Source organism: Methylomonas sp. TEB (assembly GCF_047777895.1).
GTDB lineage: Bacteria > Pseudomonadota > Gammaproteobacteria > Methylococcales > Methylomonadaceae > Methylomonas.
In genome coordinates this window covers 2,939,890-2,965,456 of sequence record NZ_CP180476.1, presented here as the reverse complement: position 1 = coordinate 2,965,456, position 25,567 = coordinate 2,939,890, and the positions used below count along the sequence as shown (strand labels likewise).

Annotated in this window: 25 protein-coding genes and 1 tRNA gene; 10 read left to right on the top strand and 16 right to left on the bottom strand. The window is 51.6% G+C overall.

The genetic code is table 11. The features are described 5' to 3' along the window. Positions 1-5: 5 nt before the first annotated feature. Positions 6-959, bottom strand: coding sequence for a YgfZ/GcvT domain-containing protein (locus tag ACMXD4_RS13285; protein ID WP_171695052.1), 954 nt, complete (start codon positions 957-959; stop codon positions 6-8). Positions 960-1,060: 101 nt separating this feature from the next. Between ACMXD4_RS13285 and ACMXD4_RS13280 the strand changes: the two genes are divergently transcribed. From ACMXD4_RS13280 to ACMXD4_RS13260, 5 genes are all read left to right on the top strand, one after another. Then, on the top strand, positions 1,061-1,468 hold the full coding sequence (locus ACMXD4_RS13280) for a protein YgfX (RefSeq protein WP_415878387.1): 408 nt from the start codon (positions 1,061-1,063) through the stop codon (positions 1,466-1,468). Then, the gene (locus ACMXD4_RS13275) at positions 1,468-2,190 is read left to right on the top strand and encodes an HDOD domain-containing protein (RefSeq protein ID WP_415878386.1); all 723 of its coding nucleotides are present in this window, start codon (positions 1,468-1,470) and stop codon (positions 2,188-2,190) included. The genes ACMXD4_RS13280 and ACMXD4_RS13275 overlap by 1 nt, the downstream gene beginning before the upstream one ends. Before the next feature lie 81 nt (positions 2,191-2,271). Then, positions 2,272-3,369, top strand: coding sequence for an IS5 family transposase (locus tag ACMXD4_RS13270; protein WP_415878385.1), 1,098 nt, complete (start codon positions 2,272-2,274; stop codon positions 3,367-3,369). Then, positions 3,351-3,695, top strand: a complete 345-nt coding sequence (locus ACMXD4_RS13265; protein ID WP_415878384.1) for a hypothetical protein — start codon at positions 3,351-3,353, stop codon at positions 3,693-3,695. Before ACMXD4_RS13270 ends, ACMXD4_RS13265 begins: the two co-directional genes overlap by 19 nt. After that, a complete protein-coding gene (locus ACMXD4_RS13260; RefSeq protein WP_171695055.1) occupies positions 3,695-4,894 on the top strand; it encodes a sensor domain-containing diguanylate cyclase in 1,200 nt (399 codons plus the stop codon). The genes ACMXD4_RS13265 and ACMXD4_RS13260 overlap by 1 nt, the downstream gene beginning before the upstream one ends. Before the next feature lie 263 nt (positions 4,895-5,157). Here ACMXD4_RS13260 and ACMXD4_RS13255 read toward each other — a convergent pair whose 3' ends face one another. After that, the gene (locus ACMXD4_RS13255) at positions 5,158-5,598 is read right to left on the bottom strand and encodes a tetratricopeptide repeat protein (RefSeq protein ID WP_253734408.1); all 441 of its coding nucleotides are present in this window, start codon (positions 5,596-5,598) and stop codon (positions 5,158-5,160) included. 277 nt (positions 5,599-5,875) lie between these two features. On the opposite strand from ACMXD4_RS13255, the gene ACMXD4_RS13250 reads away from it, so the two are divergent. From ACMXD4_RS13250 to ACMXD4_RS13240, 3 genes are all read left to right on the top strand, one after another. Then, entirely contained in the window at positions 5,876-6,742 is an 867-nt protein-coding gene (locus ACMXD4_RS13250; protein WP_020481912.1) for a hypothetical protein, read from the top strand. Between the two features lie 139 nt (positions 6,743-6,881). Next, positions 6,882-7,973 carry a redox-regulated ATPase YchF gene (ychF, locus tag ACMXD4_RS13245; RefSeq protein ID WP_205454149.1) on the top strand — a complete coding sequence of 364 codons (1,092 nt, stop codon included), beginning with the start codon at positions 6,882-6,884 and terminating at the stop codon, positions 7,971-7,973. A gap of 52 nt (positions 7,974-8,025) precedes the next feature. After that, a tRNA-Met gene (locus tag ACMXD4_RS13240) sits at positions 8,026-8,103 on the top strand. A 560-nt stretch (positions 8,104-8,663) separates the two neighbouring features. Here ACMXD4_RS13240 and ACMXD4_RS13235 read toward each other — a convergent pair. The 14 genes from ACMXD4_RS13235 to uvrA form a co-directional block, all read right to left on the bottom strand. Continuing rightward, positions 8,664-9,476, bottom strand: a complete 813-nt coding sequence (locus ACMXD4_RS13235) for an arylamine N-acetyltransferase family protein (RefSeq protein WP_415878383.1) — start codon at positions 9,474-9,476, stop codon at positions 8,664-8,666. Positions 9,477-9,572: 96 nt separating this feature from the next. Then, positions 9,573-10,037, bottom strand: a complete 465-nt coding sequence (locus tag ACMXD4_RS13230) for a metallophosphoesterase family protein (protein ID WP_415878382.1) — start codon at positions 10,035-10,037, stop codon at positions 9,573-9,575. Positions 10,038-10,092: 55 nt separating this feature from the next. Beyond that, positions 10,093-10,311, bottom strand: coding sequence for a hypothetical protein (locus ACMXD4_RS13225; protein WP_415878381.1), 219 nt, complete (start codon positions 10,309-10,311; stop codon positions 10,093-10,095). A gap of 142 nt (positions 10,312-10,453) precedes the next feature. After that, positions 10,454-10,879 (bottom strand): hypothetical protein, encoded by a 426-nt coding sequence (locus tag ACMXD4_RS13220; protein ID WP_415878380.1) that lies wholly within the window; start codon positions 10,877-10,879, stop codon positions 10,454-10,456. Next, positions 10,861-11,883, bottom strand: coding sequence for a restriction endonuclease subunit S (locus ACMXD4_RS13215; protein WP_415878379.1), 1,023 nt, complete (start codon positions 11,881-11,883; stop codon positions 10,861-10,863). Before ACMXD4_RS13215 ends, ACMXD4_RS13220 begins: the two co-directional genes overlap by 19 nt. Positions 11,884-11,957: 74 nt before the next feature. Next, positions 11,958-13,055, bottom strand: coding sequence for an IS5 family transposase (locus tag ACMXD4_RS13210; protein WP_415878136.1), 1,098 nt, complete (start codon positions 13,053-13,055; stop codon positions 11,958-11,960). A gap of 81 nt (positions 13,056-13,136) precedes the next feature. Next, on the bottom strand, positions 13,137-13,655 hold the full coding sequence (locus ACMXD4_RS13205) for a restriction endonuclease subunit S (protein WP_415878378.1): 519 nt from the start codon (positions 13,653-13,655) through the stop codon (positions 13,137-13,139). Further along, positions 13,642-15,837, bottom strand: coding sequence for a restriction endonuclease subunit M (locus ACMXD4_RS13200; protein WP_415878377.1), 2,196 nt, complete (start codon positions 15,835-15,837; stop codon positions 13,642-13,644). The genes ACMXD4_RS13205 and ACMXD4_RS13200 overlap by 14 nt, the downstream gene beginning before the upstream one ends. Before the next feature lie 195 nt (positions 15,838-16,032). Next, positions 16,033-17,421, bottom strand: coding sequence for an IS4 family transposase (locus ACMXD4_RS13195; protein WP_415878376.1), 1,389 nt, complete (start codon positions 17,419-17,421; stop codon positions 16,033-16,035). Positions 17,422-17,645: 224 nt separating this feature from the next. Next, positions 17,646-18,452, bottom strand: a complete 807-nt coding sequence (gene hepT / locus ACMXD4_RS13190) for a type VII toxin-antitoxin system HepT family RNase toxin (protein WP_415878375.1) — start codon at positions 18,450-18,452, stop codon at positions 17,646-17,648. A 196-nt stretch (positions 18,453-18,648) separates the two neighbouring features. Further along, entirely contained in the window at positions 18,649-19,056 is a 408-nt protein-coding gene (vapC, locus tag ACMXD4_RS13185) for a type II toxin-antitoxin system tRNA(fMet)-specific endonuclease VapC (protein ID WP_415878374.1), read from the bottom strand. Continuing rightward, positions 19,056-19,286, bottom strand: a complete 231-nt coding sequence (locus tag ACMXD4_RS13180) for an antitoxin (RefSeq protein ID WP_415878373.1) — start codon at positions 19,284-19,286, stop codon at positions 19,056-19,058. Before ACMXD4_RS13180 ends, vapC begins: the two co-directional genes overlap by 1 nt. Positions 19,287-19,512: 226 nt before the next feature. Beyond that, a complete protein-coding gene (locus tag ACMXD4_RS13175) occupies positions 19,513-20,106 on the bottom strand; it encodes a Uma2 family endonuclease (protein ID WP_415878372.1) in 594 nt (197 codons plus the stop codon). 66 nt (positions 20,107-20,172) lie between these two features. Continuing rightward, positions 20,173-22,989, bottom strand: a complete 2,817-nt coding sequence (gene uvrA, locus ACMXD4_RS13170; RefSeq protein WP_415878371.1) for an excinuclease ABC subunit UvrA — start codon at positions 22,987-22,989, stop codon at positions 20,173-20,175. 162 nt (positions 22,990-23,151) lie between these two features. On the opposite strand from uvrA, the gene ACMXD4_RS13165 reads away from it, so the two are divergent. Then, positions 23,152-24,537 carry an MFS transporter gene (locus ACMXD4_RS13165; protein WP_415878370.1) on the top strand — a complete coding sequence of 462 codons (1,386 nt, stop codon included), beginning with the start codon at positions 23,152-23,154 and terminating at the stop codon, positions 24,535-24,537. Between the two features lie 36 nt (positions 24,538-24,573). Beyond that, positions 24,574-25,035, top strand: coding sequence for a single-stranded DNA-binding protein (locus ACMXD4_RS13160; protein ID WP_033158801.1), 462 nt, complete (start codon positions 24,574-24,576; stop codon positions 25,033-25,035). Positions 25,036-25,567: the final 532 nt, after the last annotated feature.

Sequence of the window (25,567 nt, the reverse complement as noted above, 5' to 3'; positions counted from 1 at the left end):
TTCCGCTATTGATCCGAAATTATCGCGATTGGCGTCCGATAGTCGTCTTCAAGTATAAGGTTTTTTGGCAGTCCATCAACTATTTGCAAGACCACCAGCGCCCGGTTTATTCCGGACCAGACCGCGTTAGCCAATACGCAGCCCATGCTTTGCTGAGAAATACCGTCCAACACCTTGCAGCCATTAACCACGCCGCTGGCTGAGGGCTGACACTCGGCGATAAACAGCGCGCGTTTAACTTTGCCCAGATAGTGGCTACGGGCCACGATTTCTTGGCCTGTGTAGCAGCCTTTACTGAAACTAATGCCGCCCAGTTGGTCAATACCCAACATCTGCGGTATGTGCTGTTCCGATTGGTTAATATCGAACCAGGGTAGGGCAGTGGAGATGTCTTGATAACGCCACTCGTCCAGGCAGCCGGATTCGAAATCGTAGCGGCTACTGAGTAATCCGGCAAATTCATCGATCTGATCAGGTGTACCCAGTGTCAAATAACGCGGGGTGCCAGGTAGTTTAATGGTCGTTAACGGTATTTGCCCTACAGCGAAATTGCCTGTTGGAGCGTCTATCTCAGGCGCAAAACCCGATATGCCCAAAATACGCATGTTTCCAGTTTGATCCTGCAATGTTGCATCGGCACGCAATACGTACATCCGCAATTTTTTTAACACGGTGTCGAGCAAATCCGTAGGCAGTATCAGGAAAAAAGACGCTGGTGATTTAACCACCAACAGTGTACTGATAACACGGCCTTTGGCGTTACAGAATCCGGCTATACTGGCTTGCGATGCCGATAAATCGTTAATATTGCAAGTCAGCTGGCCTTGTAACAGTTTTGCGGCATCCTGACCGATAACTTCTATAAGGCTCAGACCGGTGGACGCGAAAATTTTTTTGGATAAAGCAAGTGCATTGGGTTCGCTAAAAGCGTTTGTGTGATCTGTGCGGTCTTCAAGCATGGCGGCAACGTTTGTAGGAATACATGAACATAATTTAGCAGGGTAGTTTACCTTAGCTCGAAAAAGGTGCGGCGATTGTGTCGAAAAATCTTGAACAGAGCATGAATTTTAAAGTGGAGCGCTCGAGGGCGCTGAGATTCGTTGTTAGCGCTATTCACAGCGCGGCGCTGGCGGCATGTTGGCTAAACGCGCTACCGTTGCCATACAAATATTTGCTGACGATGCTGGTATTACTAAGCTGGCGAAACAATATGGCATTCGGCAAAATTGATGTTACTTATCTACGCTATACTCCTCAGTATGGATGGTCGCTGCTTGGAACGGGCGACCAGTACAGGTCTATCGAGATTCAAGCGTCAACTGTGGTAAGTGGATTACTGATCGCGCTGCATTGGGTGCACGATGAAGGGAGGTGTCAATCGATGATAATTCCAAAAGATGCAATGAGTAACGACGATTACCGCAAACTCTCGGTTTGTTTAATTATTTCAGGTTATGGTCATGGTTGATGAATGCCGGTGTGAAGCAAACAATTGAACTGCAAATCGGTTCGCTGAAAAACTTGCCGGTTTTGCCAGAGGCAAGTCTGCGAATTCTGGATGTCATCAACACGCCGGACATACCCATAGAAAAGTTGGCGGATGCCTTATCGTTATCGCCTGGTTTAGTTGCTAGATTGCTTGGATTAGCAAATTCGGCCTATTTTGCCCGTGGCAGAAATGTCTCAGATATTCGTACCGCTATTTTTCAGGTCTTGGGTCTGGATTTGGTGAAGGCGCTGGCACAGGCAATTATTTTTAATGTCCAATTTGATACGCGCAAATGCCAAGGTTTCGACGCCGAGTATTTTTGGATACGCTCATTAACCACCGCGGTATCCGCGCAAAAACTGGCGATCGAAATTCCGCAATTGCGAGCATTTACGCCATCGACAATTTATTCCGGTGGATTACTTCTTAATATCGGCATATTGGTGCTCGGCTATTTGCAGCCGGAAGAGCTGCATGAAGTGTTTGTCGAATGCAAAAAAACGGGTTTGCCTGTGAGTCAGGGAATTTCTCGACAAATGGGGCAGAGCCATTATCAAATCGGTCATTTTTTATTACGTAAATGGCATTTGCCGGTTTTGTACCAAGTGCTATTAGACAATTATGAAAATAAGGATTTTGAAGGTATAGAGCTGCCCTTGCTGATTTTAATGAGGCTTTGCGAGCGCTTAACAGGCTGGTGAAAAACTCGAAAAGCCAAGTAAGCTAAGGCATAGATGAGGGGCCAACTGTTAAAATAGGCTACCTAAATTTGGAGCCTTTCAATGCGCGGACACGATGCCATTCAAAACAGCTGGTTCAGCTATGTTAGCCTGGAAGACCGTATTCCCAAACAGCATCCGTTGCGTCGTTTACGGCTACTGGTTGATGGCGTATTGGCCTCTATGGATGCCGTCTTTGCCGAGCGTTACTCGCACACAGGCCGTCCCTCGATTGCCCCTGAAAAACTGCTGCGCGCCTTGCTGTTACAAGTCCTGTATACGGTCCGTAGCGAGCGTCAGTTGATGGAACAACTGGACTACAACCTGTTGTTTCGCTGGTTTGTCGGTCTGGGCATCGACGACGCCGTGTGGGAACGCACAGTGTTCAGTGCCAACCGCGAACGTCTGTTGTCTGAAGCCCTGAGTCGCGAATTTTTTGAGCGGGTACTGGCCATAGCCGAATGGCAAAATCTGGTGTCCGACGAACACTTCAGCGTCGACGGTAGCCTGATTGAAGCCTGGGCCTCGCACAAAAGCTTCGTCAAAAAAGATGGTAGTGGTCCCGATAAACCCGCCGGCCGCAATCCCGAGATCGACTTCAGTGGCGAAAAGCGCAGCAACGCCACCCATCAAAGTACAACCGATCCCGAAGCCCGGCTTTACAAGAAAGGCGAATACACCGAGGCCAAACTGCGTTACATCACCCATGCCTTGTCCGAGAATCGCAACGGCCTGATTGTCGATGTCGAAACCACACAAGCCACCGGCACCGCCGAAATCGAAGCCGCGCAAAAAATGATCAAACGCCGCGTGCCCCAAGGTGGCAGCGTCGGTGCCGACAAAGGCTATGACCAACCGGCGTTCGTCAACGGACTCGAGTCCCGTGATATCAAAGCCCATGTGGCCCGCAAAAAGATTGGCAGTGCCGTCGACGGCCGCACCGCGCGCGGCAAAGGTTACGCCCAAAGTCTCAAGCGCCGCAAAATCGTCGAAGAAGCCTTTGGCTGGGTCAAAACGGTCGGCGGCCTGCGCAAAACCCGTCACATCGGCTTAGCCAAAGTCGCGGGTCAGGCCTTGTTTTGCTTTGCCGCGTATAACCTGACGCGCTTGCTCAATCTCTTGGTGTTCACGCCGAAACCGGCGTGGAGTTCGCCCACCTAGGGCGAAGTGCGCCTGAAAACCGTCCAAAGACGGCTTCAGGCGAATCAAAAGCCCTTCAAACAGGGGCAAAACGGTTGAAACTCGATGTCAGGGCCGATTTCAACTCGAAAAAATCACGAACATCGTGGGTAAGGGGAAATATCGGCGGGTTTTTCACCAGCCTGTTAAGCGTAACCGTGATTTCAGGGGAGTCTATTAATCTGCAAGAGTTTGAATCGGAATGCCGGAAGATTAAGTTGCCGTTGGACAATATACAAGAGCTTGCTGAACAACTGGCAGAAAATCAGCCGGCTATGCAAAAACTTGCTGCCATCATGGGGAATTGATGAACCAGCCTAGCGCAAACAGTCAAGATGTGAAACTGGCAGGTTTCGGCGTGCAGGATTTGCTGATAGATCTCGTCAATGCGCTGTCCGCAGTCAAACAGTTATCCGAAATCGATTGTCAAGTCGATGATGAAAAAACCCTTATCAGACAAGCTTTGGCAAGCCTTATCCAATATCAAGATATGGAGCGGTGCTCTTTTTTTATCGTGGATAGCGAAGGCTTATTAAGCAATGTTGCCGGCATTAGTGTGGGCGAGCTTGGCGCTCCTGAAGTAAATATGGATAGCCCTTTGCGCTTTAGAGTAGGGGAAGGCTTGATTGGCGCTGCCGCGGCGACCGGTGTTTTGCAGCATTGTCAAAATTGCCACGAAGATAAGCGATTCGAAAAAACCGGAAACTCGAAGCAATCGCCCGGTTCAATTATCAGTGTGCCGGTATTTACTTTCAATCGCACCTTGATTGGCGTTTTAAACGTATCCCATCCGCAAGCCTATTATTTCAACGATTGGCATATCCGTTTGTTGGAAGTTTATAAAAACATTCTTGGTCAGTTGATTACCACTAGGCGCCTGGTTCAGCATATGGAACAGCAAATTGCTTCCAGGACGGCTGAGTTGGAGAGTTTGGTTGCCGAAACCAATCAACTTAAAGATCATTTTGCCAGTATGTCCATGCATGACCAGTTAACAGGCCTGCATAATCGGCGGTTTTTTTATGACCAAGTCGAAGTCGTTATCGCTCACCATAAGCGCTACAAAACCGGTTTTTGTTTACTGGTGATGGACATTGATCATTTCAAAGTCATTAATGATCGCTTCGGACATTTGTTCGGCGATCAAGTGCTGACCGGTGTCGCTAAAGCGTTAAAGCGGCAAGTGCGTAATACCGATATTCTGGTACGTTTTGGTGGCGAAGAGTTTGTAGCGATTTTTACTAATACCCGCTGCGATAGCGGTAAAACATTTGCGGAGCGCATTCGTCAGGAAATCAAAACCCTGGAATGGTCTATCAATCAAGAGGTGGTAAATTTGACCCTGAGTATTGGCATATATTGCTTGAATAGCGATTTAATTCAATCCGAACAAGCCCCTGACATTGATCAAATGATTAATTACGCCGATGCTGCGTTGTATCAAGCTAAAGCCAGCGGCCGAGATAAGACGATAGTATTCGGCGAAGCCTGCTCGGATCAGTTGTAAGACGATTTGGGATGGTTCATCGGGATATTCATAACCTTAAGTTGTGACTAAAAATATTTGAATTTCTCACTCAGCACGACATCAGGAGTGTCTGTCAGTCCGATAGTTGATTTTTAGGTAATTACGTATTCTTGGTATTAAACCGGCCCTGTTTATTAACGGTTATTCCGTCCGGGCTGAGCTGGTCGAAGCCCCAGTTGGTGTGACTGTCAACGAGCTCAGTACCCTCAAGGACATTTAGGCGAACGGTATTTAAGGGCCGGTCAATAATACAAATACCAGCGTCCGGTTCCCCAGTACCAATTGTAGCGATAGCCGGAATACCAGTTGTTGTAAAAAACCTGTTGCCATCGTCTCCGCCATTGGTAATCGGCTTGCTCCGATTGGCGCGCTTTTACTGCTTCTTTAAGTAAGCTGCTTGCTTCTTTGTCGCCTTTACTGGCGGTAATGGACAACCATTTTTCAGCCTCGCCCGGATCGGATCCCATTTCGCCAAGACCAGTCAGATAGACTCTACCCAGTGCTTTTTGAGCATCGAAATTGCCTTTCTCGGCGGCTTCGCGCATCCATTTGATCGACTTGTAGGTATCTTGACGAACGCCGTCCGCTCTAAAGAAACGTAGCGCCAAATCGTAAGCGGCGCGCGGATCGTTTGCGGCCAGTTCTTCAAGTGCTTTGATTTTGGCGCTGTCTTCGGCGGACATCGCCGGCTCCGGTTGAAAAGAGGTATAGTCTTTCGGGCGGTCCGCGCATCCATTTTCGTCGCAAATTCTAATGGTGTCCGACTTAACTTGTTTTTCTTGATGTGTACAGGCGACAAGGCCAAACGCTACGAATAAAACAAATAGCGTTGACAAAAAAGGCTTTTTTGAATGCATGAGTATTTCCTTTTTCTTTTTATAAGTTTTGGTCTATTATCGCTCGAATTTTTTAGTTTGCTAGGCACCATTAACTGAATGGCAATTTTTTGGAGTTTTTTGGATGAGCGTTAAATCAATTCGAGATTTATCATTACTGGTCTCTGTTTTTGCTTTTGCCGGCTGCGCGCAACAGCCTGGCTTGCAGACAGGTGGTAGTTCAAATTTAGTTTCTGGTTCTGCCGGCGGCGCGACTAGCGTCAACGCCAATAAGTCGTTGGAACGTTGTGCCAGCCCATTGGGTACCTTGGCGGTCAGCGACGGGCGTTTTTCAGGAGCGTCAGGGGTTACCACGGTTGATCCGTTAATCCGTTTGGCGGTACAGCAATCCAATTGTTTTATTATTACCGGCATTGGCAATATGAGCACCAGTGCCATGCTGGATAGAATCACCGATCAACAAAGAAACTCAGGAGAATATCGGTCAGGTTCAAAACAACACAAAGGCCAACGTGTTGCGGCCGATTATTTACTCGACCCGCAGATTATCGTCGCTAACGAATCCACAGGCGGACAAGGGGGCTCCATTGGAGCCGGATTAATCGGTGCCGGATTAGGCGCTGCCGGTTTGGGTGGTCTAGGCGCCATTGCCGGCGCAGTTTCACATGCTGTGGAAACTCGAACCACCGATGTGGCGCTTACCCTGACCGATATTCGTTCAACGGTGCAAATTGCCATTTCCCAAGGCAGTGCCACCGCTAACAATATGAGTACTTCCGGCGGCGGCGCGTTCGGCGGTTGGGGCGGACTTTTTGCCGGCGCGGCGGGCGGCAGCATAGGTATGTACAGCAGAACCCCGGAAGGCATAGCGACAGCGGCAGCCTTTTTTGATGCTTATAACAATATGGTCCAGTCGCTTAGAAACTATAAAGCGCAGGAAGTTCAAGGCGGTGGCGGCAGCGGTCAAGGTGGCGTTTTGCAAGTCAAGTAACAACCTGAGCGCATCGTCTGCAAACGATGCGCTACTCCTCGTGTCGGCGCGGTCATATCCGTAAATTCCCTGTATAATCGCGCCCGCACTCTTCCGGTTTATCCGGCTCCTGTTAAATTAATCCTTCTGTATAAAATCCATGGCACTACACTGCGGAATCGTTGGTCTGCCCAACGTCGGTAAATCAACTCTATTCAACGCGCTTACTAAAGCGACTATCGCCGCCGAAAATTATCCTTTCTGCACTATCGATCCTAACGTCGGCGTCGTGCCGGTTCCTGATCCGCGCATGGATAAACTCGCCGAAATCGTTAAACCGGAACGGGTGTTGCCCACCACGATTGAGTTTGTCGATATAGCCGGCCTGGTGGCGGGTGCCTCGAAAGGCGAAGGATTGGGCAACCAATTTCTGGGGAATATTCGTGAAACCGATGCCATTGTCCATGTTGTGCGCTGTTTTGAAGACGACAATGTGATTCATGTTGCCGGCAAGGTCGATCCAATTAACGATATCGAAGTCATCAATACCGAATTGGCTCTGGCCGATATGTCTTCCGTCGAGAGAGCGCTGCAAAAAGCCGCAAAAGCGTCAAAGTCTGGCAATAAGGACGAACTGGCGAGAAAAGACGTTCTGGAACGGGTGCTGGATCACCTCAATGCCGGCGAAGCCGTGCGTACTTTAGGCTTGACCGAGGACGAGGCCAAGCTTATCAAGGAATTATGTCTGATCACCATCAAGCCGACTCTATATGTTGCCAACGTTCAAGACGACGGTTTTGAGAACAATCCGATGTTGGACAAGGTCAAGGCTTTTGCCGAGAAGGAAGGTTCCAAAGTGGTTGCCGTCTGCGCCGCGATAGAAGCGGAGATCGTGCAGTTGGATGAAGACGAAAAGAAAGAATTTCTCGAAGATTTGGGCTTGGAAGAGCCGGGCTTGAATAGGGTGGTGCGTGCCGGCTACGAGCTCTTGAATCTCTCGACGTATTTCACTGCTGGCGTCAAGGAAGTCAGAGCTTGGACTATTCCGGTCAACGCCACCGCGCCGCAGGCGGCGGGCGTGATCCATTCCGATTTCGAAAAAGGTTTCATCCGCGCCGAAGTGGTCTCGTATGCGGATTTTATAGCTTATAGCGGCGAACAAGGTGCCAAAGATGCCGGTAAATGGCGGTTGGAAGGCAAGGAGTATAAAGTTCAGGATGGTGACGTGATGCACTTTCGTTTCAATGTTTGACAATAGAAAAGACGCGCCCTATAATGCGCGTCTTTTCAAAGCTGTTCCCAGTGGCGATATAGCTCAATCCGGTTAGAGCGCGGGATTCATAACCCCGAGGTTCCAGGTTCGATCCCCGGTATCGCCACCATTTAAATCAAGGACTTGCGTTAATTCGCTAGTCCTTTTTTTATGCCTGCGAGATATCGAGTACCGGTTGGCATAAAAACGACAGTACTCAGCAGCACACTTAACTGCTCTGCCGGTTAATCCTACCTCACAATTTGCAACTGTATTGACGGTTGGTCACGCTCTTCAAAAAGCTGTGTTAACTGTAGAGTAATTCACTTGCATGTAGTCCTGGTGCCGGACTGAATTTGGCTCCGAGGCCTTGGGTAAGCGCACATCGACGGGTGCGATAAACGCGCGACAAGACTTGCCTTAAAGTGCTCGCCGAGTTTGGAAATAAATTTCCCCTGCTACATCATACGTATGAGAATGCCAAAATCATTTTTTTAACACCCGGTTTGCCTTGCTGATATAACGCGACCTTTGTATTAGCCAGTTGCGTCGCCATTTCCAGGCAAAAGCCGTTCCAGACATCTTGAGCGATGGATAAATCGTCAAGTTTGCTTGAACAAATAGGCAAATTTGCTGAGTACCAGCTCAGACAGGGCGCTGCAATGCCGATAAAACCCGCCGGACAAATGCTTAGTTATCCTGGTTTAATGCCAAACGCTCGGCGAGGCAGCGCAATTGCTCACTGTTGAGCTCTATATCAAACTGCTCGTCCAGCAAGTCATTTAATTGCGCCTGGCTGTCAATTGAATGGCTAATTTTTTCATCCGCGCGGCATCTTGAAAAATGGGTATTGAACAATTGTACCCAGCCTTCGGCAGTATTCCGGCAAATCAATAAATTTTGCGACAGCAGCGATTGGTCCCAGGTTGTGCATACCAAGTTGGCCGCCTCCAGGTCGCAGCGCTGCACCTTTGAGCGGTCGAAACTATACAACGCAAACCACTCGCCGTTTTGCCAGCGCTCCAATACGGTTTCTCCCGATTCCGCCTCCTCGCGCAACCGAAACTGGTTATGATCCTGGCTTTGCGTCTGCTCGGTATTCAGGCGCAGCGGTCGATAGTGGCTAGGGCCGCCGAAGCCGGCATCGACCAGCCAGGAGTCGCCTTCTGCCTCCACGATAAACGCCAAATGCAGGCGCGGTCCGCCCTCGTTACGGCCCATTCGCACTCTGGCCATAATCGGCTGATAGGCAAATCCCAACTCGTCCAGCGCCTGTCCAAACAACCCGTTCAATTCGAAACAATAGCCGCCGCGTCGATTGGCGACAATCTTTTCCATCAACGCCGCCGTTTCCAACTCGGGCAGCAAGCCCAATAGCGGATTGATGTTTTCGAACGCAATAGCGCCGAGTTGCGCCTGTTGCAATTGGCTGAGGCCGGCGAGGGTGGCCTCCGGTTTGGCTATGCCGATGCGGTTTAGGTAAGCGTTAAAATCAAAACTCATGGGGTGATCTTGTAGAGTAAAAAGTGGTTAAACGGAAATGAATCGTGCGCCAGCAAGCGTGCATGTGGCAACGATAACAAATTCTTGTCACCGGTTTCAAACCTGCAGATTAACGATTCGCGCCTCGATTGTTGTGTCTCTGATGACAAGTTCCGCAACGGCTATCGGCAATTTAAACCGGCGCGGACCGGCGCTGCCGGGATTGAGATACAGCACGCCATCGCGTTCTTGAATCGATGGTTTATGCGAATGGCCGGAAATCACGACACGAATCCCGGCCGCGACCGGATCGATGCGCAACTCGGCCAAGTCATGGATCACATAAAGGCACGCTTGCTCAACCGTCACACTGGCGCTAAGCGGCAGTTCCTCAGCCCAAGCGCCTTTATCGTTGTTACCACGTACCGCCGTAACCGGTGCCAACTCGTTCAGCCGCTGCAACACCTCCTGTTTGCCGATGTCGCCGGCGTGGATAATCCGCTGGCAGCCCTGCAACGCCGCTAGCGCCTCGGGGCGGAGTAAGCCGTGGGTGTCGGAGATGATGGCGAGGCGGTGGGACACAAAGAAGAGGTTTGGATGAGGGGCATCAAAATGGAATCATTTCAATATTGGCTTTTTACCCATCGGTTCGACTAGACGGTGTTGCATTGCTCGGTGCTTGCTTCAAGTGCTCTGGCGCATCGTCGCCAATGGCAAACGGCTCCTTGCCTTCCCATTGCACCACATATTGACCAAGACGCCGCTTGCGTTCCAGGGTTTTATTGACGGCAAGTTGCAGGCAATCCAACATCGCCTGAGTGTCGGGGCTGAGGGTGGGGTTGGATGGTTCGCTCATGATTGGGCCTGCTGTTGTAACAAAGCAAAAAATTCGGGATTGACGACTTCACGGCTCATGCCGGATTGCTGGAAAACCAGTTTCGGGACTCCGCCGCTATTCATAAAACAGCGGGATTGATCGGTTTTTGGCGCAAAGAGATTCAACAAATTGTACAGGCTACGGGGAAGCGTCGGGCAATATCCGCTTCGGGGATATTGTGGCCGCCGTGGGCGACCCGTTCCGCGACACGTAGGCGAGACATCTCGGCGCTGGGCAAGGCCAGATAAATCAACTCCACCCGCCAGCTATCAGCGTGCAAGCGCTCTATCAATTTCAAATAACCGCGACCGGCCACCGTGGTTTCGAAGGCGAAATCCTGGCGTGCGGTGATGCAGTCTTTGATTTCGTTCAGGAACAAACGGGCGGCGGTCGCTAAGTGTTGTTCCGGGGCCAACGGCGATAGGCCGGCGGCAATCAAATCGGCGTTGACGAAGCGCCGGCAGTCCGCCACCGAAGGCAGGTATTCCAGCGCGAAGGTGGTTTTGCCGGCGCCGTTGGGGCCGGCGATTATCCAGCAGGTGGGCATGATTCGCCTCCGCTGTCGCCCAAAATCATCCGTTCCACTTCGGTCTTGGCGTCGGCCAGGATTTGTTCGCCTTGTGCTTGAATCCTTTTTGCTTGATCTCGAATATCTGAAATGTATTCAGCTATTTCATTTTGCTTGTCTATTGGTGGTAAAGGTATCAACAATCCTTTGTATTCTTCAGCATTGATATTTGCTTGGACAGATGGGCGTTGAATGGCCGAAACCCAGGCTTTGTAAATCGCAGAATGACAATAATAAAAAAAATATTCTGGATTTATTTTTGTAAAATCCAATATGAACTTTATTAAGTATCCTGCAAAAATAGAATCTTGATGATTGGCTTTATGAATGTAACAGCGCCCTACCGAACCGCTACGCGCAAACAATATATCATTAGCATGCAATCGATATTTTTTGTCTACATTTTTTGCTGTTTTCCAGTTTTCAGTTTTTAAATTACCATATTCATCAATATCAGTAATTCTAATATAACGAACATCATTAATTGATTGTGGATCACTTGCTTCTTCATTGGCACCGTATTGAGGAGGGTGAATCAATAGATTTTTTAATCGTTCATAGCTGTATTTTGCCGGTTTTGAAAAAATGGCATGAAATTTTTGGTGATAACCGGCATCCAATCGATTGGCTAATGCTTGACTGAATTTAGTTTTGAAGATTCGATGCTCAATAGACTCTTTTTGCTGAGGCAACGTAATGCCAAGTTCCGACAATAAATATGCATCAATTCCCGCCAAAAGCGCTTGAGCTTGTTGTTCTTTTTGTTCTCTTCGAGTCAAAGCCTTCTGATAAATTTGAACTGCACGTTGCTGAATCTCTAGGGGAGGAATAACAATGGGAACAGGCGATAACTGTTGGTAATTGATGTTTTTCTGCGCGGACTGCGGCGCTAGCAGGCTGGTGAAAAACCCGCCGATATTTCCCCTTACCCACGATGTTCGTGATTTTTTCGAGTTGAAATCGGTCATGACATCGAGTTTCAAGCGTTTTGCCCCGGTTTCAAGGGCTTTTTATTCGCCTGAAGCCGTCTGTGGACGGTTTTCAGGCGAACTTCACCCTAGGCGGGTGCACTCCACGCCGGTTTCGGCGTGAACACCAATAGGTTGAGCATGCGCGTCAGGTTGTAGGCGGCAAAGCAAAACAAGGCCTGACCCGCGACTTTGGCTAAGCCGATGTGACGGGTTTTGCGCAGGCCGCCGACCGTTTTGACCCAGCCAAAGGCTTCTTCGACGATTTTGCGGCGCTTGAGACTTTGGGCGTAACCTTTGCCGCGCGCGGTGCGGCCGTCGACGGCACTGCCAATCTTTTTGCGGGCCACATGGGCTTTGATATCACGGGACTCGAGTCCGTTGACGAACGCCGGTTGGTCATAGCCTTTGTCGGCACCGACGCTGCCACCTTGGGGCACGCGGCGTTTGATCATTTTTTGCGCGGCTTCGATTTCGGCGGTGCCGGTGGCTTGTGTGGTTTCGACATCGACAATCAGGCCGTTGCGATTCTCGGACAAGGCATGGGTGATGTAACGCAGTTTGGCCTCGGTGTATTCGCCTTTCTTGTAAAGCCGGGCTTCGGGATCGGTTGTACTTTGATGGGTGGCGTTGCTGCGCTTTTCGCCACTGAAGTCGATCTCGGGATTGCGGCCGGCGGGTTTATCGGGACCACTACCATCTTTTTTGACGAAGCTTTTGTGCGAGGCCCAGGCTTCAATCAGGCTACCGTCGACGCTGAAGTGTTCGTCGGACACCAGATTTTGCCATTCGGCTATGGCCAGTACCCGCTCAAAAAATTCGCGACTCAGGGCTTCAGACAACAGACGTTCGCGGTTGGCACTGAACACTGTGCGTTCCCACACGGCGTCGTCGATGCCCAGACCGACAAACCAGCGAAACAACAGGTTGTAGTCCAGTTGTTCCATCAACTGACGCTCGCTACGGACCGTATACAGGACTTGTAACAGCAAGGCGCGCAGCAGTTTTTCAGGGGCAATCGAGGGACGGCCTGTGTGCGAGTAACGCTCGGCAAAGACGGCATCCATAGAGGCCAATACGCCATCAACCAGTAGCCGTAAACGACGCAACGGATGCTGTTTGGGAATACGGTCTTCCAGGCTAACATAGCTGAACCAGCTGTTTTGAATGGCATCGTGTCCGCGCATTGAAAGGCTCCAAATTTAGGTAGCCTATTTTAACAGTTGGCCCCTCATCTATGCCTTAGCTTACTTGGCTTTTCGAGTTTTTCACCAGCCTGCTAGGTTTTCCAAATATCCTTTAATGAATTTAAAGTATAAATTGATGTACTCAAGCGATAACTCACCGGATTTTGGCGTCATGCCAATCAGGCTATAGGGGAAACAAGCCGGATAATCCAGGATAGCGGTATCGCCGATGTTGGCGGCAATGGTAATGACGACAACCGGTTTATCGAATAAGCGACTGGTTTTTAGGCCAAGCTCGTTTAGTGTTTGCGAGTAAGTAATATTGCCATTGGTTTGGCTGGCTCGAACAATATCTCCGGTCTGAATAAACGGATATTCGCCGTCGTAGAAACGTGGATCGTTTCTCGGGCGATGTCCAAAACGGCCGCGCTGCATTTCGATGACTTCGGATAATTTTTTAACGGGATAATGGGTATTGTTGACAATATCCAAGTTATTGACCGAATAGTAATAAAGTGGGTCGAATCGGCCGTCTATATCCGAGAAGTTGACGAAAAATATCTTTAGATTATCCGCTCGTTGCAATTTATACGGGCTCACGGCTTACCTCTTCCACAATAAACCTCGCCAATTCAGAACCGATAATATCCAGTTCATTTTTGCCGGTCTGTTTGCCGGTGGCGTCGTAGCCAATATCCTCGGCGATTGCCATGAATATTGGGTAATCGGGCAGGGCGCTTTGTTTTTGCAGTAAATACGCTTCTTCCAGCTTTTCCTTAATTTCGGCGATTTGCTCGCTGTACTCGGCGCTTTTTTCGGCTTTCCAGGCTTTATAAGCCTCGGTGCTTTTGAATTCGTTCAATTCGCCGTCGTATTCCGCGCCGCTGGCGTTGTTCAGCACGTCTTTCTTTGCTTTTTCGATGCGTTCGACTTCTTCCTTATAGCGGTTTTCGCTTAGCAAGGCGGCTTGGATGTTGAGTTTGAGCTGGCGGATTTCCTCGCTGACTTCGGCACTGTATTTGCGCAGGAACAAGACGCTGCTTTTGACGCCGGCGCCGTTGGCGGTAAAGGCGGTTTGCGGCAAACTGACCACGGCGACGATGCGATACCACTCTTCGATTTGGTCGCGGACGTATTGCAGGCTGCTGTTGGTCAGCACGCCATCGGGGATGACGATGGCCAAGTAACCGCCGGCGTTCAAAAACTGGCGGCATTGCTCGATGAACAACACTTCGGTGCTTTGGCTGTCGCGGTTTTTGACGCCGCTGTTTTTCAGGTCCAGCCAGGAGGTGTCTTTCTGGCCGAAGGCGTAGGTATCGAGATAGGCTTTTTCGGTGAGTTTGACCGCGCTACCAAACGGCGGATTGGTGATGATGTAGTCGAAGCGGCCGTATTCGAAGCCGTGGTTTTTGCTGATTTCTTGCAACTTGGCGTCTTTCAGCAAGCCGTCGGCGGTGATGACGTTGGTGTGGCCGTCGTCGTGGATGATCATGTTCATCTTGGCGACGCGGCTGATTTGTTCGTTGATTTCGATGCCGTACAGGTTATGTTGCGCGAAATCATGCCAATAGCGTTTCCAATCGCCATGATCGTCTATATCTGATTCGTGATTAGGATAAATGCGATTGGCTTCTTTGCGGACTTTTTCCAATGCATGCAACAAAAAGCCGCCGCTGCCGCAGGAGGTATCCAATACCAGTGATTCGTGGCTGATTGGCAACACGTCGACGATGAATTTCACGATAGGCCTCGGCGTGAAGTATTGGCCGAAGCTGCCGCGAAAGAACGAGTCCATAAAGGTCTCGAAGGCGTGGCCCTTGCTGTCGAGGTCGGTTTTATTGAGGTTGATGTCTTGCAGATATTCGACGATGGTACGCGCCCGTTCGGGAGTCAGGCGGATGTTGTCCCGGAATACTTCCGGGTCTTTCTTGCGGCCTTCCTCGTACAGGGCGTTGATGCGGGCAAACAGCCCGGCGTTGGTTTTTTGTTTGGCGTCGAGCTGCTTTTCGTCTTCGTTGGCGCCCTTGCCGTCTTCCTGAATGACTTGAAAGTCGTAAGGTTCGCCGGCCTCGCGGGCTTTACGTTCGTCCCAGATTTTGCAGAAGATTAGTTTGTCCAACTCGTCGAAGGCTTCCGAGGGGTTGAGCTGGCCGCCGGCCCATAGGGCGTTATGGGCTTGTTTGAAACGGCGAGTCAGTTCGTCCTGGACCACCACTTGCAACTCGAAAAACTTTTGTTGGCCGACCTTGTGTTTGAGTTTGTCGGCACCCTTGACGAATTTATAGGGTGCCAGTTTATCGACGCCGTAGGGCGGAATGTCGGACTCGGATTTACGGGTGTTCTTGCGCTTATCGACCTGGAAAAATTCGTTTTTGATTTTGGAGGTAACCCAGACCCATTTGACGTTATTGGGTAAGGCAAAGGCATAGGAGTAGGCTTGATCGATGGCTTGGGCGAATTCGGCGTCGGAAACGTCCTGCTTCTTGCATTCGACCAGGATATGCGGCTCTAGGCATTCGTCATCGTTGTAAACGACGATGTCGGCTTCCTTTTTGTCGGAGCCCATTTTGACCGGCACGAAGTTTTGTACCCGGTGCTTGGGATAGCCGTATTGGAGAATCAAGCGGCAGTAGGTTTCGGCCTGGACTTGTTCTTCCGGGTTGGTGAATAGCCGGTTTTTCTTTTGTTTGAGATATTCGATGCGTTTGTTGTCGTCGGACAGCTTGATCAAGCCATTTGCAACGCCCTGTTTTATGTAGTCGATGACTTGATTGTCCGTCATATATTGTTTTGATTTTGTTTGTTGGTTGCTTGAGGTGCTAAATTTTAACAAAAGGGTCAGGTTGTTTTGGTGTCGTTAATGTTCCTAAAAAGTCCTAGGAGGGATATGCAAGCTCAAGTTACTTGTTCCAACGCGCTGCTGTGCCAGAATAACCGCAGCGCGTTGCTTTCTGGTTCCCACGCGGAGCGCTCATCGTTATACACATCTCATTGCGAGATCCTGTTGAGCATTGAGGGCGATGACAAAATCGCGCAAGCGCTGTAAGCCGATCCACATGGCCTTGGCACCCGGTGGACCATCGTGTTTGCGGGCAAAATAACCGCCTAAGCTTGCAATCAGTCGGATTACCTCACCGAGGCGCGGTGGCGTGAGCGGTGGTGGACAGCGCTTGACGACGATATAAGCCGCTCGCCACTCCTGCGGATCGAAAATAATCTCGCAATCCATGTCCGGCGCTGCGCGCGCGAGCATCAGGCTGAATAACACCCGCCAGGCAATAACCATATAGAGCGCCAAACAAGGTAGTAGCCGTTCTTCCGATTCCAGATGTAGCCGCTTGATCTGGCAACCGCTCTTCAATACATGGAAGTACACTTCGATACACCAGCGCACGCCATACCACGCCACCACCGTAGTCGCTTGCTCGAAACTCGCCACAGGCAAACTGGTCAGCAGGAGCCATTCCAAGGGTTCCTTGCCGGCTGGCGGCGTCTCTTCGCGCGCCAGCACCGCGTTGATGCTCAATGCCGGCAGTCGATACCCAATACGCGTTGGCGGCTTGAGGGGCACCGTGGCGGCGCGTACCGTGATATGCGCCAGTCGCGCTGCACGGTTCGGCCGCGACTTGACATTAACCTCGGTATAACCCATGACCGGCGCTTGATCCAGGGCCGACCATAGCCATTTCGCCGCATTTTCCGGCTCGACCAGAAGGTCTCGGTTCTGCGTCGCCCGAACAATCCATTCAGCGCGAGCAGTCGGCGCATAGTCTTGGTATTCGACAAACCATTCGTAAATGTCGCCCTCGCGGTCGGCGAGATTGACCAATAAACTGTCCGGCATTTGCGCCTGTAAGGCACAGCTATCCTGATAGCTTTCGAGCCAGTGCCGACTTTCTTTTTCGTCCACGCCTTTGTGCCGCCGCGCTTGTCGCGGGCTGGCGCCGTCACGCGCCCAATACGCTGCCTTGACGACACCCAAGCAAATCCGCGACGGCGTAAAGGCGATGGTCGGATGTAGTCGGCGCGCATGTTTCGCCATCTCTTTCAAAGTACCGAGACCTTTTGGCCCCAAACAAATGTTTTCGTCGTACTCCGTCGTGTCCTGCGCCAGCAATACGACCGGGCTGCTCTTCATCCGTTCGACCGTGGCATCTCGATGCGGCGCCAGTATCTTTTTGAAAGTCGCCTTATCATTGTCGAAAAACCGGTAAGCGCCCATCGTCTCCTTCCAGCCGCCACAGGCCGCCGGGATGCTGAGCTGGGGATGTTCGCCTAATCGCTCCAGTAACAATGCCAATCGTTTATTCAGGCGCCGATCTTCCAGATCGGCGGTTTGGACTTCGTCTTCGGCCCAGGTGCTCATCGCTGTTCTCCATCATCTATATGCCTCATGTCTCCTGGTAGTTTAGTCGTTGGGAGACTTGTGTATAACGATGAGCGCAGCGCGTGGGAACCAGCGAATGGCAATCTCACGTTCATTTGCCGCCATCAAGAAATTAAAACTCATAGTCCTTTATGGGTTGGACTCTGCCGAAGAATAAAACTAATTGTTAGTGGTGGATTTAGAAATTTCGATGACTTATCGGCTTACTTATCCCCCTTCGGGAATTCTGGTTCACATCCATCCAACTCCCGCTGCCAAACCACTATCCATTCCTCCAAAACCGCATACTGCTTTTGGGTGACGATGGCTTGCACGATGTCGTCATTGAGATCCAGGTAGTCGTGCACCAGCACGTTTCGGAAACCGAGGATTTTCATCAATTCGGCATGCTGATCGGCCGGTAAATCACCGTGGCTTTTCAATTCGTCCAACGCTTCCCGTGATTGGCTGACTGTCAGTTGGTATTTTTGCTGGACAAAATAACGCGCCATGCCCATGAAGGCTTCGATATAGACTTGTAGTGCACGCTGTATCGCCAGTAGGTCGCGTTCGGTCCAGGTGTTGATATTTTCCTGGCTGTACTTGTCCAAAATGCGCAGCATTTTGCGGCGATGGCGCATCAGCGCCTGTTCATAGGCATATCTCTCATAATCCTTTTCCCATTTCGACCAGATGCTTTGCTCGACGCGTCTGACGTGCGGTACATTGCGGTCGTACCATTTGACAGCCGATTGCAAGATGCCGACTTGCAGCGAGACCGGCGCGGTTTCCAGATCGACGATACTGATTTGGTTGTAGCGTTTTAAGTCGCGTTCAACTTCGGCTTCCAGCATTTGCGGACGCACCGCCCGTTCCAGGGGATCGGTTTCGTAATCGCTGAAAATCACCGCAATATCCCAATCGCTATCGGATCGGGCGGTATTTTTGGCTCTGGAGCCGTACAGATAAATCGCATCGACTGCGGCATGCGCTAAAATTGCTTGAGTTATTTCCGCTTGTAGTTCATTCATGTTGTCAGCGGTGATTCACGAAAAAAATGCTGCCAATAGCGCCCGGTATGCGAAGCCTTACGCTTCGACGTGGTTTTGCCACCAACATGACGCCGCTGCCGCTTTCCGGGCCCAATCGGCTATCTCGTCGGCAGTCCTAATCGTATCCGGATTATGTTCGATGATGATCATGGTGTTATTCGGCGACTAAAAGGAATTAATTAACCCAATTTTCAACCCGTAGGTCTGGCACTCTAAGAAACTCGCGTTCGTTGTTGGTCACTAATATCCAGTCTAATGATCGGGCATGGGCTGCCAGCCATAAGTCGTTATTGCCGATTGGTTGGCCGATTTTCTGGAGCTCGGCGCGGATTTGTCCGTAATGGTCGCCGGCTGGTTCGGGTAACTCGCAGACTGGAATTAGGCCGGTCAATTCGGCTATGCTGGCAATCGCGCGCTCGCGTGCCTGGCTTTTCTCAGCGCCGAAGCGCAATTCGCCCAAGGTGATCACCGACATAGCCAGTTCGCTGGCGGAGTGGCGGGCGAAACGCTCGCGCACGGCTGGCGGCCGATGTTTGGCGATGTAGATGCAGATGTTGGTGTCCAGTAAATAGCGCACTGGCATCAAAATGCCTCGCGTTCCTGCGGCGGGCTGTCTTCCCGGCCTTCGGCCATGAAGTCTTCCGGCAACGTACTGAGCGCGTCGAATATGGCTGTGGCGTTGGCTGGGGTTTCTCGTAACACGATTTCGTCGCCGCGGCGGAATATTTCCACACGGTCGGCGTTAAAGCGAAATTCCTTGGGTAAGCGCACAGCTTGGCTGTTGCCGGATTGAAAAATACGGGCGTAGGTCATGGTCTTACTCCGTAAAATGTAGTTACTGTCAGTATATACTTATTTGTCTGGAGGAATCCAGAAACGAGAAGATTTGCCTACTCTTGGCAGTTATCCAAGCTCCTGCTTGGATACCGAGTCCAGGAAGCTAGTGCTTTCCGAATTATTTGAGAAAGCTGGAGTTTTCAAGGCTTAGTGACCAAGCAGGAGCTTAGTCACCAGAGAAGCACGGCGGGCGGGTTAGTTATCAATAATCCTTAGGCAGCCGCGCCACCAACTCGTCCCAATGAATCACAATCTCCGGCTGAATGCCGACTTGGGTTTTACCTTCCAATGGGTAAAGCTCCGGCTTACCGTATTCGCCGTTTTGCAGGCGATAGATGGTCAGCATGCGGTCGATGGGGTGGACCAACCAATATTCGCGCACGCCTGCGCGCTGGTAAAGGTCGCGCTTTTTGATCTGGTCATGGCTGGCGGTAGACGGCGTCAATACTTCCACTACCCAATCCGGCGCGCCGCGTACACCGCGTTTGTCCAGTTTGGTGGGGTCGCAAACGACTAATACATCGGGTTGAACGACGCTGGCTATCAGTTCATCGGCTTCGTCACGCTTTGGCAGGCGCACGTCCACCGGCCCGATGAAGATTCGGCAGGGTTTGCCTTGTAAGGCGTTGGCGGCTTGACAATAAATTTCGCCGGCAACGTCTTGATGGGCCAAATCGGGTGTCGGCGGCATTAGATAGGCATCGCCGTCGATCAATTCGTAGCGTAAGTCGTCCGGCCACTGCAAATAATCCCCGTAAGTGTGTCGTTGCCGGTCTTTTAAAGCTAAGCCCATCATCCTTCTCCCGCTATTTGTCCGTCAGTCAAGCATCCTAATGAGTCCGCCGTTTGTCGGCAAGTGGCGCTACTCGAAAAATCGCTTCAGGTAAGTCCCAGTATGCGAGCTCTTATGCTTGGCAATCTGTTTGGGTGTACCTTCCGCCACCAACATGCCGCCGCCGCTGCCGCCTTCCGGGCCCATATCCACGATCCAGTCGGCGGTTTTGATCACGTCCAGATTATGCTCGATGATGATCACGGTGTTGCCGTGGTCGCGCAGGGTGTGCAACACGGTCAGCAATTGTTTGATGTCATGAAAATGCAATCCGGTGGTCGGCTCGTCCAGGATGTACAGCGTGGTGCCGGTGTCGCGTTTGGATAGTTCCTTCGCCAATTTCACCCGTTGTGCCTCGCCGCCGGATAGGGTCACGGCGTTCTGGCCGAGGGTGATGTAGCTCAAGCCTACGTCGATCAGGGTTTGCAGCTTGCGGGCCAGGCTGGGGATGGCGGAGAAGAATTGGGTGGCGTCTTCCACCGTCATTTCCAGCACTTCGTGGATGGTCTTGCCCTTGTAGCGGATTTCCAGGGTTTCGCGGTTGTAGCGCTTGCCGTGGCAGATGTCGCAGGGCACGAAGATGTCCGGCAGAAAGTGCATTTCCACCTTGATCACGCCGTCGCCGGCGCAGGCTTCGCAGCGGCCGCCCTTGACGTTAAAACTGAAGCGGCCGGGGTTGTAGCCCCGCGAACGCGCTTCCGGTACCGCCGAAAACAGCTCTCTGATCGGTGTGAAAATCCCGGTGTAGGTGGCTGGGTTCGATCTTGGCGTGCGGCCGATCGGGCTTTGGTCGATGTCGACCACCTTGTCGAACTGCTCCAGGCCTTCGATGGCCGCGCACGGTGCCGGAATGCAACTGGCGCCGTTGATGACGCGGGCGGCATGGCTGTATAGCGTGTCGTTAATCAAGGTCGATTTGCCGGAACCGGACACGCCGGTGACGCAGGTCAGCAAACCGACCGGGAAACTGGCCGTGACGTTTTTCAGATTGTTGCCCGATGCGCCTTTGATCGTCAACTGCCGGGCCGGATCGTTGGGCGTGGTTTTCTTCGGCACGGCGATGATTTCCGCACCGGATAAATAGCGGCCGGTCAACGAATGGGTATCGGCCAGAATTTCCGCCGGTGTACCTTGCGACACAATCTGCCCGCCGTGCACGCCGGCGCCGGGGCCAATGTCGACCACATGGTCAGCAGCGCGGATCGCGTCTTCGTCGTGCTCGACCACAATTACGGTGTTGCCCAGGTCGCGCAATCTAAACAGCGTGTTCAGTAGGCGTTCGTTGTCGCGTTGGTGCAAACCGATCGACGGCTCGTCAAGCACGTACATCACGCCGACCAGGCCGGCGCCGATCTGGCTGGCCAAACGAATGCGCTGGGCTTCGCCGCCCGACAGCGTGTCGGCGCTACGGTCCAGCGTCAAATAATCCAGTCCCACGTTAACCAAAAACTCCAGCCTTTCCTGAATTTCCTTGTTGATTTTGGCGGCGATTTCGCCGCGGTGGCCGGGAATATTCAGTTGCTGAAAAAAACTCAGCGTTTGTTTAATCGGCAAGCGGGTGACGTGATGTAAGGGTTGCTCCTCGACAAACACATTGCGGGCACCCAGATTCAAACGCGCGCCGTCGCACACAGAACAGGTTTGTTGAGCCAAATATTTGGACAATTCGTCGCGGACCATTTGCGAATCGCTTTCGTGATAGCGGCGCTGCATATTGGGAATGATGCCTTCGAAGGCGTGGCGGCTGGTTTTGGGTTTGCCGTTGCCCATTTGAAAAGTAAAGCTAATTTTTTCCTCGCCGCTGCCGTACAGAATTGCGCCCTGTACATCTTTAGGTATATGCGAGAACGGCGCTTCCGGATCGAAATGGTAATGCTCGGCCAAGGCGCAAATAATTTGATAATAGTATGCGTTTCGCCTATCCCAGCCGCGCACCGCACCGCCGGCCAGACTGATCTCCGGATTGTGCACCACCAATTGCGGATCGAAGTGCTGGCGCACGCCCAGACCGTCGCAACTGGGGCAGGCGCCTTTCGGGTTGTTGAACGAGAAAATACGCGGTTCCAGTTCGCTGAGGCTGTAGCCGCAATGCGGGCAGGCGTAGCGTTCGGAAAACAGCAGTTGTTGATCGTTCTCCATTGAGGCGGCAATCGCCAGGCCTTCAGATAATCGTAATGCGGTTTCGAAGGATTCGGCCAAGCGCAGCTGAATGTCGTCGCGGATTTTGAAGCGATCGACGATCACTTCGATGGTGTGTTTTTTCTTTAAATCCAGGGCAGGGGGCTCGTCCAGCTCATAGACTGCGCCGTCGATGCGGGCGCGTAAAAAGCCTTGGGCTTTCAAATCTTCCAGTAGCAACACATGCTCGCCTTTGCGATCATTGATCACCGGCGCCAACAGCATCCAGCGCTCGCCCTCCGGTTGTGCCAACACCTGGTCAACCATTTGACTGACGGTCTGCGCTTCCAACGACACACCGTGTTCCGGGCAGCGCGGAATGCCGACCCGCGCGTACAACAGCCGCAAGTAATCGTAAATCTCGGTAATGGTGCCGACCGTGGAACGCGGATTGTGCGAGGTGGATTTTTGTTCGATGGAAATCGCCGGCGACAGGCCTTCGATATGGTCGACGTCCGGCTTTTCCATCATCGACAAAAACTGCCGGGCGTAAGCCGACAAGGATTCGACGTAACGGCGCTGACCTTCCGCGTAAATGGTGTCGAAGGCCAGCGATGATTTGCCGGAACCGGACAGGCCGGTGATGACGATCAACTTGTCGCGCGGCAAGTTCAGATCGATGTTTTTTAAATTATGAGTGCGGGCGCCGCGTATGCTGATGGTGTCCACTGCTGTGCATTCCTGGGGATTTTTAACAACCGATTACTATACGGCTAAGGCAGCCATTGGGCAAAGAGGATTGGCTAAATCGGTATTGCCGTGCTGGAGCGCGACGCCTATAAACTGGTACTATAGCCACCTTTAACGACGCAAGGCAAAGGGGAGTTTGGTTTGACACAGGTTCAGGATATTACCAGTCCGATGACGGCCATGGAGAAGCGGGCTACCGTATCGCTGGCCAGTATCTATGCGCTCAGAATGCTGGGTTTGTTTATGCTGCTGCCGGTGTTGTCGCTGTTTACCGAACAAATGCCCGGTTCGACGCCCAAGCTGGTAGGTTTGACGATGGGTATCTATGGCCTGACGCAAGCCATCCTGCAAATACCGTTCGGTTTGTTGTCGGACCGTTTCAGCCGCAAGACGGTCATCGTGATTGGCCTGATTTTATTTGTCGCCGGCAGCGTCTGGGCGGCGCTGGCGACCGACATTTACGGCGTGCTGATCGGCCGCGCGCTGCAAGGTTGCGGGGCGATTTCCGCAGCGGTTATGGCCTTGCTGGCCGACTTGACCCAGGAAGTACACCGCACCAAAGCCATGGCGACCATAGGTGCCAGCATCGGCGTGTCGTTCGGGGTGGCTATCACCCTGGGACCTATCATCGCCGATCATTTCGGCATTGCCGGTATTTTCTGGATGATTGCGGTATTGGCGGCGCTGGCCATTTTGGTGATTCTGTTTGTCGTGCCTAACCCGGAAAAAATCACCACCCACCGCGATGCCGAATACATTCCTTCGGAGCTGGGTTCGGTCATCAAGAATGCCGATCTGTTGCGCTTGAACTACGGTATTTTTGCGCTGCATTTGATTTTGATGGCCAGTTTCGTGGTGGTGCCGCTACTGATGCGCGACGCCGGCTTGCAGGGCGGCAGTCACTGGCTGGTATATCTGCCGGTGTTGGTGACATCGATGGCGATGATTATCCCCTTCGTGATCATTGCCGAGAAAAAACGGCAGATGAAGAAGGTGTTTATCGGCGCGATTGCCACCTTGGTGATTGCCAATGTCGGTTTTGTGCTGTTACACGGCGAGTTGATCGGTTTGATCGCCTGCTTGTGGATATTCTTCTGCGGTTTCAATCTGTTGGAAGCCACCTTGCCGTCGTTGATTTCCAAAACCGCGCCCGGTGATTTAAAAGGCACGGCGATGGGCATCTATTCCAGCGCCCAATTCCTCGGCGCGTTTTTAGGCGGTAGCGCTGGTGGCTGGTTGTACGGCGAATTCGGCGCCGCGGCGGTGTTTATGTTTTCGGCAGGCGTTGCCGCCAGCTGGATAGTCATCGCGTTGTTCATGTCACCGCCGCGTTATTGGGCCAACTTGCTGTTGCCATTGCAAGCGGTTAAGCCGGAACGCGGCGAGGAATTTTCCAAGGCTTTACTGGCTATCAACGGCATCGAGGAAGTGCGGCTGCATTTCGAAGAGAATGCCGCGTATTTGAAAGTCGATAACCAGCAACTCGATAAAAACCAATTAGGCATTTTTTTAAAACAGTGGCAGTAAGCCGCTGTTCATCGCAATTTTTACACGGAGAACACCATGCTAAATAAAGTTATGCTGATCGGCCGCCTCGGCGCCGATCCGGAAGTGCGTTATATGCCGAGTGGCGATGCTATTACCACGATACGGTTGGCCACCGATAGACGCTGGAAAGATAGGCAAACCGGCGAGCGCAAGCAAGAAACCGAATGGCACCGGGTGGTGTTTTTCAGTGGTTTGGCGAAAATCGCCGGCGAATATCTGAAAAAAGGTAGCCAATGTTATGTCGAAGGCCGTATTCGTACGCAAAAATGGCAAGGTCAGGACGGTCAAGATCGGTACACAACCGAAATCGTTGCCGACAATATGCACATGCTGGACAGTAAAAGCGGCGGCACTGCCAGCTACTCGGACAATAATACCCCGCCAGCCAGTAGCTATGACAATCGCTCTTCCGGACCTTCAGGCCCACAAGCTGCGCCGGCTTCCTATGACGATTTCGACGACGATATTCCGTTCTGAGACTTACCTTAGAAGACGCAAAAAGCCCCTACTCAGGGGCTTTTTTATAGCGCGCGAAATCTGTTTGTTCTGCGCCGTCTAAAACGCCACTTTACGTATTATCCGCTGTCTATAGATACCAGAGCCCCTCGATATTTGCCGCAATACACTCATCTGGTAAGCTAGTATTTTAAAGGGCTACACCAAAAGTACGGGGGGCATATGCTTTTCGGTTCGCACAACATTTCCCTAGAGGATGATGAAACGTGCCGGGTGGTAAGTGCGGAGCAGCGTTGGCAATACACCGGGTCTGATCCTGTGACTGTCGACAACTCGGTGCATTCGTTAGTTTCTTTTAGACTGGAAGCTACACACCTGAATTGCTGCAGGATTGCTAATAAAGTGGCGCCGGCATTGTTTTGCATGGATAACTTTTGCATTTTTATGCGTTGCGCAACGGCTGAATGTCGCAGGGTTTATCGCGGTGATTAAGGACACGCTGATTAAATTCTTCGACCCGCTCAGGTTTAACCAGCAGCGAAATCGGCATGCT